This is a genomic window from Novosphingobium sp. ZW T3_23, from assembly GCF_044987305.1.
GTDB lineage: Bacteria > Pseudomonadota > Alphaproteobacteria > Sphingomonadales > Sphingomonadaceae > Novosphingobium.
This window is the reverse complement of the sequence record NZ_JBJDRF010000003.1, coordinates 185,467-201,855: the sequence shown is the minus strand read 5'-3', so window position 1 is coordinate 201,855 and position 16,389 is coordinate 185,467. Positions and strand designations below refer to the sequence as shown.

Sequence of the window (16,389 nt, the reverse complement as noted above, 5' to 3'; positions counted from 1 at the left end):
GGCGGTATCGCCTGATGACTCGGAAAATGCGGCAAACCAGAAACTTAGAGCGGTTGAGCCGGTGCAACCGGATCAACTGCTCTAGGCTGCAAATTCATAAATGGCATCATTCGAGTGCCTTCGCGGGAATGGACTCTCACATTGCAGGAAATTCGGGGTGGCCTTTCGGGCGTGCATTTGCTTCTAGGCCGGATGTCGATCCGCCCCTGGGGCTGGCGAGGAAGGAATGCGAATGATCAGGTACCGGCGGCGTCTTGGCCGCGCCAGCTTCGTGGCGGCCCTGGCCCTGGCCTTGGGGACGGGCGCAATGGCCTCTCCCGCGCTGGCCGCTGCCGCCGGCACGCCCGAGGGCCCCGGCATGCTCAAGGCCTTGCAGAACGATGCCGCACTGCCGAGCGTGACCCCGCCGGGCTACGATGTCACCGTGGTCGTCTTCTCCGATTATCAGTGCCCCTATTGTCGCAAGCTTCACGGCGCCCTGAAGGAAGTGCTGCGTCAGGATCGGAAAGTTCGCGTGGTCTACCGCGATTGGCCGATCTTCGGGACGGCTTCGGTGGAGGCGGCGCGCTCCGCGATGGCGGCACGCTATCAGGGAAAGCATGCCGCCTTCAACGATGCGCTGATGGCGACGAGCGGGCGGCTCGATTCACCGGCGATCCAGTCGGCAGCGCAACGGGCCGGCCTCGACATGCGACGCCTGAAAGCCGACCTCGCGACGCACAAGGCGGAGATTGACGGAGCTTTGGCCAGGACGGCCCACTATGCCGAAGCCCTGGGCATAGCGGGCACGCCGGCCATGGTCGTGGGCTCCTATCTGCTTCCCGGCGCGGCGACGGCCGAAATGCTGGGCAAGGCTATCGCCATCGCGCGCAAGCCTGCCTGATCAACCTCGCGATGAGCCCGGCCGGGTGATCTGCTTGGCCCACTCCGCCACGCCGAGCCGCCCCGGCACGCCGTCGAGCAGGCTGTCCAGCGCCTGGCCCGGCCCGCCGGAGCAACCGCGCCGGTGCTGGGCGATCGTTTTGACGCCATGCGGGTCGGTCCAGGTAATGGTGTAGGTGGACGTATCGCTGATGGCCGTTTGGCAATCGATGGTGGCCGTGCTTCCGGTTCGCGGGCGATAGGGCGCGAGATCGGCGGCCAGGGACTTGTAGCTTTTCGGGCCTGCCGCACGGCGGCGCTCGCCGAGGACGGTGGTGTGCCGCTGTCCTTCGAAAGTTACCGAACCGTCCGGGGCGATGCGCAAGTCGTAGACCGGACAGAATCCGAAACAGGGGCCGACCGCGATCGCGATGGTCTCGGCGGGCATGGCGGCGGGCTGCTCGGCGGGGTTTTGGGCGGTATGGGGCGGAACGGCTGCGCAGGATGCGAGCAGAAGGCCCGCGACCATTGCAGATCCATGCCGTGTTCCGAGTTTCGTCATCTGGTGTGATCTCCTTGAGCGGCACGCGGGGCGATGAAGCGGGTGCCTTGCCGATGACGGAGCAGTTCGCTTCCCGCCTTGGCGCGACGGCATATTTTGTGAACAGGTGAACAGCGAGCGCCCATTTGCGGCAAGAATGTAGTATAAAGAATGAAAATCGGGCCGCTTCGATATCTTTTTCACGGCGCAGTAACCTAGATTATCGCTCGCCATCCGATTTTTCCTATGTGCCGCCTTGGGGCAGCCAGCCCATGGGTCGCCAGAGTAATCGGTTACATGAATTCGAGTACGTTTTTAGACAGAAGGCCAGCGGTCCTCATCTTGGACCTTGATGAATGCGCACGATCGCAATGTCTTGAGCAAACGCGCCGACAGGGACTTCGCGGTGTCTCGATTGAAAACATGGAGGAAGCGCAGGCGATGCTCAGGGGCGGCGATGTCGGTATCGCCGTTGTCGACAGCGATTTCCCCGGCACCGGCAATGGCCCTTTCGTGGAAACGCTTGCCCGCGACAGTCTGTGGCGTAGTGCGAAGGTCATCCTGACGGCCGCCCGGCCCAGCAAGGAACTGGCGCTTACGGCATTGCGGGCATCGGTGGTGGACCTGCTGGAAAAGCCGCTCGTCCCGGCGGCCCTGGACCGAGCCCTACGTCGCGCGACGACAGTCGGCTCAGAGGCCGAAGCTGCCGCGCTTTCGGGCCGATTGCTGGACCTCTCGCGTGAACTGAGCAGCGTCGCCAACCTGATCGGCGGGCAAGCTTCGCTCCGCCGACGGCCTGCTCCCTCGCCCGTGGCCAGCACTGTCTTGCCCGCGAGCGCGGCGGCGGATGTGCAGGGCTACGTCCGCAGGCTTCTTCGCGACGCGGCACTCCGCCGCACCATCGGCGGCGGCGAACTGTTCGGTGACCCGGCCTGGGAGATGCTGCTCGATCTGCTGCTGGCTCAGCTCGAGAAACGAAAGGTCTCGGTCACAAGCGCCTGCATCGCATCGGGCGCGCCGATGACGACGGCGCTGCGGCTGGTCAGGCGGCTGGTCGAGCAGGAGGTTCTCGTCCGCTATCCCGATGCCTCGGACCGGCGGCGGGAGTTCCTTGCGCTTCATCCTGCGGTCGCCAGGACACTGGCCGATTACGTGCAGGGTGAGTGCGCGCAAGAGGGGGCGGAGCGACTGCCGACATCGTAACGGTTTCGTCAAGCCTTCGAGGGACCGCGATCACGAACCGGTGCTTTTGGCGGCTTTGGCACCAAAGACGGTTGTGAAGCGTTTTGTTCATATAGAGTCCATCCGCAGAGTTTCATACCCAGCCTAACAGCGGCGCGATGAAACGTGATCTGCGGGAGGAAGAGCCGGACGAGGACCGAGCGCATCTGCGCCACGGAATGCAGTCATGCGCATCAACAAAACCCTGAACTAAAAGTATTTATTCTTTCAACGGAACAATTTCTCTGGAAACGTTCTTGGCCTTGAAGTATCCTCTCTCGTCAACTCGACTGACAGGATGCACAGCCGGACAGAATCGCATTGTCGAAATCGTGATAGTGAGCTTGGGAAAATCCACTGATACTAACCAACTGGAGGAAATCCATGTCGCCGTCTATGACGAAACTTGCCCCCGCGGTCGTAATGCTGGTAGGCGCTCTGGGTCTGGGTGGCTGTGCCACCAAGGGTTTCGTGCGCGAGCAGGTCGCGGTTGTTAACCAACGGGTCGACGGGCTTGAAACGAAGCTCCAGGCCACGGACACCACGGCGCAGCAGGCCCTTTCCGAAGCGCAGGCCGCTTCCGGTCAGGCTCAGCAGAACGGCCAGCGCCTCGATCAGCTCAATGCCCGCGTCGATGGCGTGGAGCAGCAGTTGCAGCAGGCCCAGCGCAAGCGCGCCCGCAACTGAACTGTTTGGCCGGGTCGCCAGGCGGCCCGGCTGGATATGAATTACCGTGTCCCGGCGTCGGTCATTTTCCGGCGCCGGTCGCTGCCGTGAGTGCATTCAGATCATGACCAACGTTCGCCCGGCGATGGCCGGCCTCGGCGCTCTATGCGGAGCCGGCTTCGCGATGCTACTTTCCGTGCCTGCCCTTGCAGTGGAAAGGGTTGCCGCATCGGCGTCCTCGTCTTCGCTCGAGACTGGGCCCGAGGCAGGCGGCTCCGAAGAGAAGCCGTTCGAAGGGTCGGACGAGGCGAAACGGGTCATCGACTGGATCGCCTCTTCGGGCGACAATCGGTCGCTGCCTTACGTGGTGATCGACAAGAAAGCCGCGCGGGCTTACCTGTTCAGCGCCAAAGGCAAGGCCCTGAGCGATGCACCGGTGCTGATCGGTATTGCCCCCGGTGACGAGGCCACGCCCGGCATCGGTTCCAAGTCTCTTTCCGAGATCGGTCCGGCGGAGCGCACTACGCCAGCCGGTCGGTTCCTGGCGAAGTTCGGGGTGGCCGCCGGAAACCACAAGGTTCTCTGGGTGGATTACGCCACTTCGGTTGCACTCCATACGATTCCCACGGGAAATCCCAAGGAGAAGCGGCGGGAAAGGATGCTGTCGAAGACCATCGAGGACAACCGGATCACGTTCGGCTGCATCAATGTGCCCAAGGTGTTCTACAACAAGGGCGTGTCGCCGCTGTTTCAGAAGAAGGGCGGCTATGTCTACGTGATGCCCGATATCAAGCCGCTCGAAGAGGTGTTCCCGCGCCTGCGGGTGCAGCCTTTCCTGGACGCCACGGTGGCGGGAAGCTGAGCTTTCCGAAGAGCGCGTAAAAGCAAAAAAGCCGCTTCGCTGAAACGAAGCGGCTTTTTTGTGTGCCGATCGGGCTTTGCCGGGACTGGGATGAGGGATGACCCAGCCTCCGGTCGGATCGATCACTCGCTTTCGGCTGCCTCTGCCACTTTCTTCCGGCTAGCTCTTTTCGGCTTCGCGGGGGCCTGTTCTTTCGTCGTTTCCGGGGCAGCTGCCTTCGGCTTGCGGCCAAGGCCGATCTTGTGGGCCAGTTCCTTGCGGCGCTGGGCATATTCCGGAGCGACCAGCGGATAGTCGGCCGGCAGGTTCCAGCGGGCGCGATAGTCCTCGGGCGTGAGGCCGTGATCGGTGGTGAGGTGGCGCTTGAGCATCTTCAGCTTTTCGCCGCATTCCAGGCAAGTTACGGTATCCGGCTTGACCGACGAGCGCACCGAAACGGCGGGCTTGCGCTGTTCTTCCACCGGCTCAGGCGTGTGCCCCAACTTCGCGAGCGAGCCGTAGACGGACTGGATCAGGGCCGGAAGGCGATCCGCCTCGACCGTGTTGTTGCTGACATGCGCCGTGATGATATCAGCGGCGAGTTCCAGAAGAGCTTCATTGACCATAGTATCGTGCATACCCGTTTTGCATTGACGCTTCCCCCGGCCTGTTCTTGAGCACTGCAAGGGCGATAGTGCAAGTGTTTCGGTAATTATAATCGAGATATTATCGACAGCTGAAACATTTTGGGACGCCAGACGATTTAGTTTTCTTGTCATAAAAACCGAGTTGTCGCGGCAGGAATCCAAATCATTTTGACCTAAATCGGTTTTGACATCCCGACGGGGGCGCGGCACCTTGAAGGTGCGATTGCAACCATGCGAGAAACCGATATGCGACGTTTCCTTGGACTTTCCGCCGCGATGGCCGTCACTCTGGCCGCGGGATTGGTTGCAACCAATCCGATCTGGGCTCAGGGCCAGCCTGCCGCGCCTTTCGGCAAGCCCGATGTCAGCCTTGTGACGGGCGGTACCTACGAAGCGGATCCGCATCATACGCTTGTCGAGTGGCAGGTAGACCATCTTGGCTTCTCGCCCTATTTCGGCCTTATCGGAGACATCACCGGAACGCTGCGCCTCGATCCCAAGGCAGTCGAAAAGGCGCAGGTCTCCGTGACGATACCGGTGGCCAAGATCACCACCGCCAGCCCCGGCCTTACCGAACATCTTCTGCGCGGGCCGAAAGAGGCGGGCGGAAAGGCGGATTTCTTCGGCGCAGCCCCTGCGGCGGCGACTTTCGTCTCCACGTCCGTCACCCGCAAGGGCGACCGTGAGGCGGATGTCGCCGGCAATCTCACGCTCAACGGGGTGACGAAGCCGGTCACCCTGGCGGCGCGTTTCTACGGTGCGGGCACGGCGCCTGCCCAGATGGGCGGAGGCGAGAACGTCGGCTTCGAGGCGACAGCCCAAATCAAGCGCAGCGATTTCGGGCTGGGCTTCGGAGTGCCGATGGTTTCCGACGAAGTTCGCCTGAAGATCGCCGCCGCCTTTGCGAGGAAATAGAATCGTTTTCCGGGCTCAGTCGCGGTTTATTACAGTATGATGACGGTGTTCTAAGTTAAATATTTGAATGTATTAGGAATTGTTAGGCATTGGGCCCTAGCCGCACCTACCGGGTGTTTCGCGATTCATAAACGTCGCGGACAAGGTGCGGGTGCAAGATGTCCAATACGAAATCGGAATTGACGCGTTTCTTCGGATCGCTGGAGACGAGGCTGGTCGGGGCATTGTGCCTGATCGCGGCGCTCAGCGTTCTTCTGCAAGTGGTTACGCAGCGAGAGGCGTTCGCCCTGCGCAAGGAGAGCGAAGCGCTGATCAAGATGTCGGCGGTGGCGGAAAACGCCGATCAGTTCGCCGAGGCAGTCGGCAAGCTGCGCATGGCGACCAATCGCGGCCTCGTGGCCAGCAGCACCAGCGGCACCAGCGACGAGCTTACCGATTCCGCCATTGAGATCGGCGACCGGCTCGCCAAGCTGCGCAGCAGCGGCACGGCGCTCTACGATCTTCCCGAAGCGGAAAATCCTTTCGCCGATCTCGACCGGCACGTTGCCGCCATCCTCGAAGTTCAGACCGGCGGTGAAGTGGGCAAGCGGCTCATTGCGCGCATAGAACAGCGGAACAGTGCCATGGGGCGGCTGGCCGACGAACTCGTCGAGCGCGCCCGCGCGAACCGGGAGGCGGCGCAGAAGCGCCTGATCGCCTCGATCGAGCGCTGGCAATTGCTGGTGTTCGGCACGGGCCTGGTGACGATCCTGGTCGTATTGCTGGTGCTGTTCGACATCCTGCGCAACATCCTGCCCGCCATCCGCCGGATGCACGGCTACCTCCAGGGCCTTGCCGAGGGCGATCTCGATCTGGAGATCGGCACATTCCGGCTGAAGGAACTCAAGGCGCTCTCCGGGCCGCTCGAGACTTTCCGGAAAAATGCCAAGGCGGTGAAGAACCTGGCCTTCAGCGATGCCGCCACTGGCCTGCCGAACCGCCGCGCCTTCCAGGAAGACGTCGCCAAGCTGCTGGCGACCGAAGGCGAGCGCACGTTTGCCTGCATGCTGATTGACATCGATCGCTTCAAGCATGTCAACGACGACTATGGCCACGCTGCCGGAGACGATCTGGTGCGGCTGATCGGCGAGCGAATGAAGACCTTCCTCGGTGACGAGGGGATCATTGCCCGTGTCGGCGGTGATGAATTTGCGTTGTGCATGCCGCTTGCGCCGGGTGTATCGGGCCTCGACGTCGCCGGCGGCCTCGTTGACGCGGCGCGCCAGCCGTTCAGTCTCGGTGAGTATTCGGTGGTCATCACGGTATCGCTGGGGATCGTCGAGATCGCCGGCTCCACCTCGATCGACATCGACGAGACGCTGCGCAATGCGGACATGGCGCTCTATGCCTCCAAGAAGAACGGGCGCAATTGCGCGACGGCCTTCTCGCCGCTGATGGCGGAAGAGCGCGCGATCGACCGCGCGCTGGAAAAGGATCTGGAGCAGGCGTTCGAGAAGAACCAGTTGCGCATGGTCTACCAGCCGATCCACGCGGTGGACGAAGGCACGCGCGAAGTGGAGGCGCTGGTGCGCTGGAGACATCCGGAACTGGGCGACGTGCCGCCCTCGACCTTCATTCCCGCTGCCGAGCGCAGCGGGTTGATGGTGCGGCTGGGCGAATGGATCATCCAGCGGGCGCTGCGCGACTTTTCATCCTGGCCGGGCATGGACATGAGCATCAACCTGTCCCCCCTGCAATTGCAGCACGACGGCTTCAGCGCGTTCCTGCTCGAATGCTGCAAGCAGTACGACATCGAACCCCGACGGCTATATCTGGAAGTAACGGAGTCGCTGTCGATCGAGCGCAACACGCGGGCGCTGCTGACGCTCAACCTGCTCCGCAACCTGGGCTTTCGCATAGCGCTGGACGATTTCGGGACGGGCTATTCGTCGCTCTCGATGGTCAAGAGCTTCAAGTTCGACCGCATGAAGCTGGACCGCAGCCTGGTCATGGACCTGGGGCAGGATCCGGCGTCCGTGGCGGTCCTCGAAGCGGCGGTAACCATGGCGCGCCACGTCGGAGCGGAAGTGGTGGCCGAGGGCATCAGCGAGGCGCATCTGATCGGCGCCACCAAGAGCGCCGGCTGCACCCATCTCCAGGGCTATTTCTACAGCCGACCGATCGAAGCCGATGCCGTCACCGGTTATTTCGAGGATGCCGGGAAGCAGGCCGCAATGGCTTGATTTAGTTGAAAAATAATAGGACGGCTTCTTATAGTGGCAGCGGGCCGAACAAACGTCCACGGCTATGGAGCCGGAAATTTCATCGCTGCACCGTCTAGGGCTAATACGTAAACATACAAATGCGGTTGTTGTTTTGCGTACGCAAAACAAGTGTTTGTGTGTACATGTGCACCCACAGAATATTAATTAATCTATGAGAGCATTTCTATGGGTGGACGTGCTATATAGTCGATGGTGAAAATCCTAAAAAGCCTTCGGGAGCCGGAAGGGCAGTCAGAAGCCCTGATAAGAGAGCAATACCTGAGCCTGCGACAGCAGATTCCGCTCATGTATTTGCTCATGACGATCAATGCCGCCTTCCTGGCGGCGGTTGCCAGCCGCGAAGTCGCCCCGCTTCTGAGCATGGGCGTGCCCGCCGTGCTGATCCTGGTGACATCGGTGCGTGCGGTAGTCTGGCTGGCCCGGCGCCGCCGCGAACCGTCGATGGAAACGATCCGGCGGCAGTTGCGCGGAACCAAGGCAGCGGCGGTCGTTCTCAGCCTGCTGTTCGGCGCCTGGGGGCTCGTGCTGTTCGCACAGGCCGATCCGCTGCGGGGAAGCGCCATCGCGCTCTATGTCTTCGTGGGTGCGATCGGTTGCTGCTACTGCCTGCAGGCGCTCCCCTCTGCGGCGCGGCTCGTCATGCTGTTCGGTGCGGCGCCGGTGACGCTGCAATTGCTGCTGTCCGGCGACTGGTACCTTGTCGGCACAGGGCTGACCTTCCTTTTGGCCGCCGCCGTTATCCTGCGCACGCTGGCCACCAACCGCTCGGCCTTTTCCGAAGTGCTGCGTTCGCGTTCGGAGATGAGCGTGCTGCTCCGCGCACTGGAGCAGAGCCAGGAGCATTACCGCTATTCGGTGGACCTCAACCCGCAGATTCCCTGGATCAGCGATCCGGACGGCTCGATCTGCGAGATCAGCCCCCGCTGGACGGTTCTGACCGGCATGTCGGTGGAGGAGGGGCTCGGCTCCGGCTGGACCCGCGTGGTGCACCCGGACGACCTGCCCCATGTGCTGGAGCAGTGGGCGACGGCCCTAAACTCGGTCGACAATGCAGTGGCGGACGTCCGCTATCGGATCATGCGCGCCGATGGACGCTATTGCTGGGTGCGGGCGCGTTCCTATCCGCGGCGCGATGCCGAAGGGCGGATCGTCAAGTGGTATGGCAACCTGGAGGACATCGATGACCAGGTGGCGGCCGAAGCCGCGCTGCGGGACAGCGAGGAACGATACCGGCTGGCCTCGCGTGCAACCAACGACCTGATCTGGGACTGGTCCCATGTCACCAACCGCATCGATTGGGCCGACAGCACGGACAGCATCTACGGTCATGCCGAAGCCGCGCAAGGCATCCCCATCCACTGGTGGCGGGCGCATATCCACCCCGAAGACGTGCCCAGCATCGATGCGGCATGGGTACGGATTCGCGACGGCAAATGCGACAGCTGGAGCCACGAATTCCGCTTCCGGTCGGGCGACGGTTCCTATGTGCAGCTTCTTTCGCGCGGCTATGTGCTGCGGGATGAGCACGGCAATGCGCGCCGTTCCATCGGGGCATTGCAGGACGTGACCCAGGCCCGCCGCGCCGAAGCGGAGCTTCGCCGCGCCGCCTATCACGATGTCCTGACCGACCTGCCGAACCGCGCGCATTTCGCCGTGCGGCTCGAAGGGGCGCTGGCGCAGGCGCGCCGGGACGGATCGCGGGTCGGCGTCGTCGTCTTCGATGTCGACAACTTCAAGTCGATCAACGACAGTCTGGGCCACGGCGCGGGCGACGCGGTGCTGCGCGCCGTGGCGGACCGGCTTTCGACGGGGCTTTCCGAAGGTGCCTTCGCCGCGCGGCTGGGCGGGGACGAATTCGCGATCATCCTGCCGGATCTGGACGAGGGCGCCTCCACCCTGATCAAGCGCATCCTCGAAGCGGCCGCGCGCCCGATGACCATCGACGAGAGCGTGGTGGAAGTTGGCGTCAGCGCGGGCGCGGCGGTCTGGCCTGCGGATGGCGAGACCGCCGAGGCGATCCTCAAGAGTGCGGACCTGGCGCTTTACACGGCCAAGGCCCGCAGCGCCGGAAATGTCGAAAGCTTCCATCCGGAACTTCGCGACGCGGTGGAATCGCGCAACTCCATGCTGCGCGATGCCCGCGATGCGCTGGGCGACGAACGGATATTCCCGTTCTACCAGCCCAAGATATCGCTGGCCTCCGGCGAGATCGTCGGGTTCGAGGCCCTTCTGCGCTGGCAGCACCGCGAACGCGGACTGCAACCGCCGGGTACCATTCTTGCGGCTTTCGAGGACAGCGCCCTGTCCACCCAGCTTACCGACCGCATGCTGGAGCGCGTGTTGCGGGATATGGCGGAATGGCAGGAGCGGGGCTACCAGACCGGGCGCATCGCCATTAACGGCTCGCCTGTCGATTTCCGGCGCGACGACTTTGCCGAGCGCATCCTTTCCCGGCTCCATGCCCTTGGCCTGCCGGGCTGGTTGCTGGAGCTGGAAGTGACCGAGAGCGTCTTCCTGGGTCGCGATTCCGAAACCGTGGAGCGCGCGCTGCGCACTCTGGCAAAGGAAGGCGTGACGATCGCGCTGGACGATTTCGGTACCGGCTACGCCTCTCTCACCCACCTCCAGCAGTTCCCGGTGGACGTGCTGAAGATCGACCGCTCCTTCGTCTCGCGGCTGGACAGCACGAACAGCGCCGACTTCGCGATCGTTCACGGGGTGATCGACATCGCCCAGCGGATGGATATCCAGACCGTGGCCGAAGGCGTGGAGAACGAGGCGCAGTTGGAGCGTCTCTGCGAACTGGGCTGCGATATCGCCCAGGGGTTCCTGTTCGGCGGGGCATTGGGTGCCAGCCGAATCGGCGCCTTCGTGCGGGGCTGGCCGCAGGCGCGAAAAGCCTATCGCTGGCCGGTGGATTGCGACCTCTCGCACTCTTCCCAATTGCGATGACAGCCCGCCCGACCGGCCTTTGACGGCTCGCCGCGTTGTGATCACGTGTCGTCGTAATGCGGGATTGTGCAGATTTGCTCACTTCGTTTAGGGGCGCCCTGCGGCCCGATCGCGCTTGTCGCGCAGCGTGCCGCCCTCGAGGAAAGGACCGTCACAGCCCCCCTGGGCGGTCCTTTTTTCGACCTCCTCTTTTCCGGCAAGAAACAGGGATCGATGCTTCCGGCAGACACCGGGAGGAATCAGGAATAGGTTCGCCAGGCAACGGCAGCGACTCGCCTGCAGTCTCTAGGAACGATCTTGACCAATCCCCTCGTTCGCAAGCTGGCCAGCTTCAGGCAACTTCACGACGGGGACGTCGATCTCCTCAACCGGATCTGCGCGCAGACACGCAGCTACAAGGCCGGCACGGACCTTATCCGCGAGGGCGAGCAGCCCAACGACGTCTTCCTGCTCGTGGAAGGCTGGGCCCATCGCTACAAGATCCTGCCCGACGGCAGCCGCCAGATCATCGCCTATCTCATCCCCGGCGATCTTTGCGACATCCACATCTTCATCCTCAAGGAGATGGACCACGCGATCGGTCTGCTCAGCGATGCGCGGGTGGCGGCCATCTCGAAGGCGGAGATGCAGCGGATACTGGACGATCATCCGGCCATCGCGCAGGCGCTGTTCTGGGCGACCCTGGTGGACGAGGCGGTGCTGCGCGAATGGCTGGTCAACATGGGCCAACGGGATGCCTACGCCCGGATCGCCCATCTCTTCTGCGAGATGTGGCTGCGGATGGAGCAGGTCGGCCTGGTTACAGGACGGGAGATTTTCCTGCCGCTGACGCAGGAGCAACTGGGCGACACGATCGGGCTGACGAAAGTCCACGTCAACCGCGTGATCCAGCGGATGCGAAGCGAAGGGCTGATCTCGCTGACGGACAAGACGCTGACGATCCATGACGCTGAAAAACTGCGGGAGATCGCGGGATTCGATCCCAACTATCTGCATATCGTGCACCAGGCTTGACCTTTCCGGGCACGATTTGGCCTGCCGCGTCGTTCACCCGATAAGCGGGAAAAGGGCGATGCGATGCGTTACTTCTTTAAATTGACCAACGGCGTCCGCGAAGTGGACCTGGCGGGCACGGAATTGCGGGATGAAGACGCCGCGCGCCGCGAGGCGGTGCGGTTCGCGGGAGAACTGCTCAAGGACGACCCGGCTTTGCTCGACCATGGGCAATTGCTGGTATCGGTGCAGGATGAGGACAACTCGGTGGAATTCGCGATCACCATCAGGCTCGATGTCAAGGCCGCCTGATCGCCGTCCCGAAAAGGGACTCGGCGCGAATTCGGCAAATCCCTATATCCTGGATTATAGACCGCCCATCTCCGGCGGTTACCCGTTGCAAGGCAGCGGGGACGTTTATGGCAAGCGGAACAGTGGTTTTCTTCAGCGCGGCCAAGGGATACGGCTTCATCGCGCCGGACGGGGGCGGGCGCGATTACTTCGTGCATGTCACCAGCGTGGAGGCGGCGCGGATGCCCGGCCTGGAGAAGGGCCAGCGCGTGACTTTCGACGTTCAGGTGGCCCGCAACGGCAAGCTTTCGGCGGTGAGCATCGCCGCGCTCACGACTTGACGGTGCTGCGAAGCTTGCGGGCGAATGCGCGCAGGATCTCGGAGCTGCCCATGGGCTTCGCGCAAAGCGGTATGTCGATGAAGCGGTCCGGGATCTCGTGGGTGCTGCAACCGGTGGAGAACAGGAAGGGCACGGCCTCGTCCCGCAGGGCATCGGCCAGCGGATAGACGTTCTCGCCCCGCAGGTTGATGTCGAGGATCGCGCCGTCGATGCGTTTGCCGGCGCGGCACAGTTCCTGGCCTTGCGCCAGCGTGGACGCCGGTCCGATCACTTCCACCCCTTCGTCTTCGAGCGCGGAGGCCAGTTCGATGGCGATCAGGTATTCGTCTTCCACGACGAGGACGCGAACGTCGATGAGATCGGCGGCAAGTTCGGCGGACATAGGCCCTCCAGTCGTGTGCGGCAAAGGTTTGCGCGACATGTCGATGCGCATTGCGGCATCTCGTTGTGGCGATATCCTACTCCCGACAAACCCCAAGTTCGTTGATCTAGGTTATTGACGCTCAAGGTTTTGGTCGGGGACGAAAGGATCGCCTCTGACGAAGTCGTATTTAGTTCCGCCCAGCACGCGACGCCGGGGTCAGGATTAACGCATGTGAATGTAGCGGGGGAATGGACCGCCCAAGGAAGAACGGATAACCTTTTCTTGGGGACCGGAAATTCCTTGACGTTGCATCTCTCCGCCTTTGTCAGGCTGGCCCATGCCGACCGCGAAATATTGGCCCAGGCGCTGCATCGTCGCGTCCGCATTCTGGAACCCCGGCAGGACATTATCCGAGAGGGTGAGCGCCCCCGGTTCGTGAACGTCATCCTCGAAGGGTGGGCCCAGCGCTACAAGCAACTGGCCGATGGCCGGCGGCAGATTCTCTCGTTTTTCATCGCCGGTGATCTCTGCGATGCCAATGTCTTCATCCTCAAGCAGATGGACCATTCCCTTTCCACGGTGACACGGGTGAAGCTGGCGGAAATATCGCAGAGCGAGTTCCAGGAGATCATGGAGCGATCGCCGCGGATCGCACAGGCGCTTTGGTGGAACGAGCTGGTGACGGTGGCGATCCAGCGCGAATGGACCACGAACATCGGCCAGAGAACCGCCTATGAACGCATCGCGCATCTGTTCTGCGAGATGTTCGTGCGCCTGCGCACCACTGGCCGCACCGAGGGCGATGCCTGCGAGTTCCCCCTGACCCAATCAGAGATCGCAGAGGCCACCGGCCTCACCCAGGTCCACGTCAACCGCACGATACAGGAGATGCGGCGAGATCAGCTGATCGAACTGCGCAACAAGCGGTTGCAGGTCTTCGACCTGGACCGGCTGATGTCGGTGGCGCTGTTCAACCCGAACTACCTCCACCTCGACCATGAGGGGCTGGCCTGAGCCGGTGCCCTCAAGCCGTCAATGTCAGCTTCCGCCCCTTAGCGGACGTCCGCCTTGGCCCTTTTGGGTGCAGCGAGTGAACAGGCGATCCGGTACATCGCGTTACCATCAACAATTTCAGAGACCGCCACCCATTCGGAAACAGACGGCTTTGATGGGCCCATACCTCCGTCAGTGTAAATGACGAGCGGTAGCTGAATAGAGACCTTCATTTTGCGAGATGCACAATCGAAGTGCTCAGTAGAGCGTACCGTTGTATCCTCGCGATTTTTAGTGACTAGAGATGCAAAATGCCCTTTGCGTTGGACACTTGCTCTATCAACGAAACGAGTGCTCCCGTTTGTTGTTGATATCAGCTGCCAATCCGCAGCCATAGCCGTAGTTGGCGACACGATCAACGCCACAAGGATGCAACTTAGACAACGCATAGCGACACACTGCCACGAACGCAGCCGTTCCGCTATCCACCTCTCCCGGCGCTGCCTTGGCTGTCTATCAGCGGAAAGGCAGCTTTCCATCGCCCGACAGGAAAAAGCGGTCTGGCAGTTCGCATCCCGTTTCCGTCAATGTCCGATGGCCGGAACCGCGTCCGACTGACGGCGGCGCAGCTCGAACGGGAGGTGGAAGTGACAGGCGAACTCGGCTGCCGCTTCCGGCCCCTCGTCGCCGTCCGGCCAGAGATGGGCGCAGAGCATCTCCATGGCCTTCTCGCTCATTTCCTTGATCGGCTGGCGGATGGTCGTCAGGCGCGGCCAGATCGCGTCGGCCAGCGGCGTATCGTCGAAGCCGCAGATCGAAAGCTCGCCCGGCACGCTGATCTTCTGCTGGTGCGCGATGGTGACGGCGGCGGCGGCCATGTCGTCGTTGCAGGCGAAGATCGCGGTGGGGCGCTCCGCTTGCGCCAGCAGCTTTTCCGCCGCGACCAGGCCCGACCGATAGGAGAAGTCTCCCGCGACGATCAGGTCCTCGTCCACGGCGATGCCGTTGTCCCGCAGGGCGTCGATATAGCCGTGACGGCGGCGCGTGCTGCTGCGGTGGCGGCTGGTGCCTTCGATCAGCGCAATGCGGCGATGGCCCAGTTCGATGAGATGGTGCGTCATCTCATAGGCGGCTCCCCGGTCGTCGGTGGAGACCGATGCGACGTTCGCGGTTTCCTGATCCGGTGCCACCGCGACGATGGCGATGCCGGCGCCTGCCAGGCCGGCGAGAAGCTCCGGCCGGTCGCAGAGCGGCGGGGGCAGGATGACGCCGGCGACGTGAGCCTCGACGATCTGCGCGACCAGTTCTTCCGTGGAGGCGCGATCGGGGCACTGTTCCACGGTCAGGTGGATGTTGCGGGCGGGCGCTTCGTTGAGAGCGCCGAGCAGGAGTTCGCCGAGATAGGCGGAGGTCGTGGCACCGCCGTGAAGCAGCGCGATGCGCCGCACCGACCGGCCCGCCAGCATCCGGGCCGAAGTGTTGGGAACATAGCCCAGTTCCGCAACGGCCCGCGCAACGGCCTCGCGCGTTTCCGCGCTGACCCGTGGCTTGCCGTTCAACGCGCGCGAGGCGGTCATCGCCGAAACGCCCGCGCGGACGGCGACATCGTGGAGTGTGGGCGGCTTGGGCCTGCTGGCGTCGTTTCTGGACATCTGTATATGCCTTTAGCGCAAGTGTCCGGCAGGTAAACGATTTAGGGCCTACTACGACGAAAGACGCATGTCGCCGGCGCGTCGTCGTCGGCCCAAACTCCGGCCAAAACCCTGGCTGATCAGCGTACCTCAAGTCCAAGCTGGGACAGCAACTCCGCCGCCTGCACACGAGAGATCACGGCGCCGCGAAACAGGCGCGCGTCCCGCAGTTCGATCCCGCCAAGGTCGGCGCCGCGCAAGTCCGCCTGCTCGAACCGGCTCCCTTCGAGACTGGCGTTGCGCAAGGAGCAGTCCTCGAACACGGCAGCGCGGAAGTCGCACTTGCGCAAATCCGCATCCGACAGGTCGATCCGCTGCAGCCGTGCCTTGCGGAACGACAGGCCGGGCAGGCGCGCGAAGGAGAGCAGCACTTCCACGAACGTCGCGCCCAGCAGGCCGGCGTCGGTAAGGTCCGCGCCGGTCAGCTTGGTGCTCTCCAGCCGCGTCGAGGTGAAGCGGGCACGGCGGAACAGGGCGTTGCTGAAATCGCATCCGCTCATGGTCGCGTCGGCGAAGTCGGCCTGGACGAAAGAGGCTTCCGCGCCTCGGCAACGCAGGAAGCGCGTTCCCGAAAGATCGGCGCCATCGAACCGCGCCTGCCGCATCGAGCACTGGTCGAAAGTGGTGCCGGTCAGGTCCAGCCCGGAGAAGTCGCCGCCGTCCAGGGTGCAGCCGGTGAGTGTCCGGGGGCCGTCGTCGCGCCCCTCGGTAACGGACTCCAGCAAGGTTTCGCGCGTGACGGTGGCCTGATCCATGGCCGCCTTATGACGCTGCCTTCAAGTTTGGCAAGCGATGGCCCGGGATGACA

General features: G+C 62.9%; 16 protein-coding genes. 11 read left to right on the top strand and 5 right to left on the bottom strand.

From position 1 onward, the window contains the following. Positions 1-232 precede the first annotated feature (232 nt). Positions 233-883, top strand: coding sequence for a DsbA family protein (locus ACI3K3_RS03320; RefSeq protein ID WP_404912043.1), 651 nt, complete (start codon positions 233-235; stop codon positions 881-883). On the opposite strand, the gene ACI3K3_RS03315 is transcribed toward ACI3K3_RS03320, so the two are convergent. After that, entirely contained in the window at positions 884-1,423 is a 540-nt protein-coding gene (locus tag ACI3K3_RS03315; protein WP_404912042.1) for a DUF6438 domain-containing protein, read from the bottom strand. It lies immediately after the preceding gene. A gap of 402 nt (positions 1,424-1,825) precedes the next feature. On the opposite strand from ACI3K3_RS03315, the gene ACI3K3_RS03310 reads away from it, so the two are divergent. The 3 genes from ACI3K3_RS03310 to ACI3K3_RS03300 all read left to right on the top strand — a co-directional run bounded on the left by ACI3K3_RS03310 (position 1,826) and on the right by ACI3K3_RS03300 (position 4,151). After that, entirely contained in the window at positions 1,826-2,605 is a 780-nt protein-coding gene (locus tag ACI3K3_RS03310; RefSeq protein WP_404912041.1) for a response regulator, read from the top strand. Positions 2,606-3,007: 402 nt separating this feature from the next. Continuing rightward, positions 3,008-3,310, top strand: a complete 303-nt coding sequence (locus ACI3K3_RS03305; RefSeq protein ID WP_132267896.1) for a hypothetical protein — start codon at positions 3,008-3,010, stop codon at positions 3,308-3,310. A gap of 163 nt (positions 3,311-3,473) precedes the next feature. Then, entirely contained in the window at positions 3,474-4,151 is a 678-nt protein-coding gene (locus ACI3K3_RS03300; RefSeq protein WP_404912069.1) for a hypothetical protein, read from the top strand. Between the two features lie 122 nt (positions 4,152-4,273). Here the strand turns inward: ACI3K3_RS03300 and ACI3K3_RS03295 are convergent, their stop codons facing one another. Next, a complete protein-coding gene (locus ACI3K3_RS03295) occupies positions 4,274-4,756 on the bottom strand; it encodes a MucR family transcriptional regulator (RefSeq protein ID WP_404912038.1) in 483 nt (160 codons plus the stop codon). 267 nt (positions 4,757-5,023) lie between these two features. Here ACI3K3_RS03295 and ACI3K3_RS03290 point away from each other — a divergent pair, with 267 nt between their 5' ends. The 6 genes from ACI3K3_RS03290 (at position 5,024) to ACI3K3_RS03265 (ending at position 12,533) form a co-directional block, all read left to right on the top strand. After that, a complete protein-coding gene (locus tag ACI3K3_RS03290; protein WP_404912036.1) occupies positions 5,024-5,692 on the top strand; it encodes a YceI family protein in 669 nt (222 codons plus the stop codon). Positions 5,693-5,850: 158 nt separating this feature from the next. Next, positions 5,851-7,914 (top strand): putative bifunctional diguanylate cyclase/phosphodiesterase, encoded by a 2,064-nt coding sequence (locus ACI3K3_RS03285; protein WP_404912034.1) that lies wholly within the window; start codon positions 5,851-5,853, stop codon positions 7,912-7,914. Between the two features lie 339 nt (positions 7,915-8,253). Continuing rightward, entirely contained in the window at positions 8,254-10,908 is a 2,655-nt protein-coding gene (locus ACI3K3_RS03280) for a putative bifunctional diguanylate cyclase/phosphodiesterase (RefSeq protein ID WP_404912032.1), read from the top strand. Positions 10,909-11,205: 297 nt separating this feature from the next. Then, entirely contained in the window at positions 11,206-11,922 is a 717-nt protein-coding gene (locus tag ACI3K3_RS03275) for a Crp/Fnr family transcriptional regulator (RefSeq protein ID WP_404912030.1), read from the top strand. Between the two features lie 63 nt (positions 11,923-11,985). Continuing rightward, positions 11,986-12,213, top strand: coding sequence for a DUF6894 family protein (locus ACI3K3_RS03270; RefSeq protein WP_404912029.1), 228 nt, complete (start codon positions 11,986-11,988; stop codon positions 12,211-12,213). 107 nt (positions 12,214-12,320) lie between these two features. Further along, positions 12,321-12,533 carry a cold-shock protein gene (locus tag ACI3K3_RS03265; protein WP_404912028.1) on the top strand — a complete coding sequence of 71 codons (213 nt, stop codon included), beginning with the start codon at positions 12,321-12,323 and terminating at the stop codon, positions 12,531-12,533. Here the strand turns inward: ACI3K3_RS03265 and ACI3K3_RS03260 are convergent. Further along, the gene (locus ACI3K3_RS03260; protein WP_404912026.1) at positions 12,523-12,915 is read right to left on the bottom strand and encodes a response regulator; all 393 of its coding nucleotides are present in this window, start codon (positions 12,913-12,915) and stop codon (positions 12,523-12,525) included. The genes ACI3K3_RS03265 and ACI3K3_RS03260 overlap by 11 nt on opposite strands. Before the next feature lie 282 nt (positions 12,916-13,197). Between ACI3K3_RS03260 and ACI3K3_RS03255 the strand changes: the two genes are divergently transcribed. Further along, on the top strand, positions 13,198-13,911 hold the full coding sequence (locus ACI3K3_RS03255; RefSeq protein ID WP_404912024.1) for a Crp/Fnr family transcriptional regulator: 714 nt from the start codon (positions 13,198-13,200) through the stop codon (positions 13,909-13,911). Between the two features lie 563 nt (positions 13,912-14,474). Here the strand turns inward: ACI3K3_RS03255 and ACI3K3_RS03250 are convergent. Continuing rightward, positions 14,475-15,542, bottom strand: coding sequence for a LacI family DNA-binding transcriptional regulator (locus ACI3K3_RS03250; protein WP_404912023.1), 1,068 nt, complete (start codon positions 15,540-15,542; stop codon positions 14,475-14,477). A gap of 119 nt (positions 15,543-15,661) precedes the next feature. After that, entirely contained in the window at positions 15,662-16,336 is a 675-nt protein-coding gene (locus tag ACI3K3_RS03245; RefSeq protein ID WP_404912022.1) for a pentapeptide repeat-containing protein, read from the bottom strand. Positions 16,337-16,389 lie beyond the last annotated feature (53 nt).

Bases quoted from the DNA above. Each gene is read 5' to 3' on its own strand.
- ACI3K3_RS03300 (WP_404912069.1), top strand. From the start codon at position 3,474: ATGCTACTTTCCGTGCCTGCCCTTGCAGTGGAAAGGGTTGCCGCATCG.
- ACI3K3_RS03320 (WP_404912043.1), top strand. From the start codon at position 233: ATGATCAGGTACCGGCGGCGTCTTGGCCGCGCCAGCTTCGTGGCGGCC.
- ACI3K3_RS03285 (WP_404912034.1), top strand. From the start codon at position 5,851: ATGTCCAATACGAAATCGGAATTGACGCGTTTCTTCGGATCGCTGGAG.
- ACI3K3_RS03305 (WP_132267896.1), top strand. From the start codon at position 3,008: ATGTCGCCGTCTATGACGAAACTTGCCCCCGCGGTCGTAATGCTGGTA.
- ACI3K3_RS03315 (WP_404912042.1), bottom strand. From the start codon at position 1,423: ATGACGAAACTCGGAACACGGCATGGATCTGCAATGGTCGCGGGCCTT.
- ACI3K3_RS03250 (WP_404912023.1), bottom strand. From the start codon at position 15,542: ATGTCCAGAAACGACGCCAGCAGGCCCAAGCCGCCCACACTCCACGAT.
- ACI3K3_RS03290 (WP_404912036.1), top strand. From the start codon at position 5,024: ATGCGACGTTTCCTTGGACTTTCCGCCGCGATGGCCGTCACTCTGGCC.
- ACI3K3_RS03280 (WP_404912032.1), top strand. From the start codon at position 8,254: ATGACGATCAATGCCGCCTTCCTGGCGGCGGTTGCCAGCCGCGAAGTC.
- ACI3K3_RS03265 (WP_404912028.1), top strand. From the start codon at position 12,321: ATGGCAAGCGGAACAGTGGTTTTCTTCAGCGCGGCCAAGGGATACGGC.
- ACI3K3_RS03295 (WP_404912038.1), bottom strand. From the start codon at position 4,756: ATGGTCAATGAAGCTCTTCTGGAACTCGCCGCTGATATCATCACGGCG.
- ACI3K3_RS03260 (WP_404912026.1), bottom strand. From the start codon at position 12,915: ATGTCCGCCGAACTTGCCGCCGATCTCATCGACGTTCGCGTCCTCGTC.
- ACI3K3_RS03245 (WP_404912022.1), bottom strand. From the start codon at position 16,336: ATGGATCAGGCCACCGTCACGCGCGAAACCTTGCTGGAGTCCGTTACC.
- ACI3K3_RS03310 (WP_404912041.1), top strand. From the start codon at position 1,826: ATGGAGGAAGCGCAGGCGATGCTCAGGGGCGGCGATGTCGGTATCGCC.
- ACI3K3_RS03270 (WP_404912029.1), top strand. From the start codon at position 11,986: ATGCGTTACTTCTTTAAATTGACCAACGGCGTCCGCGAAGTGGACCTG.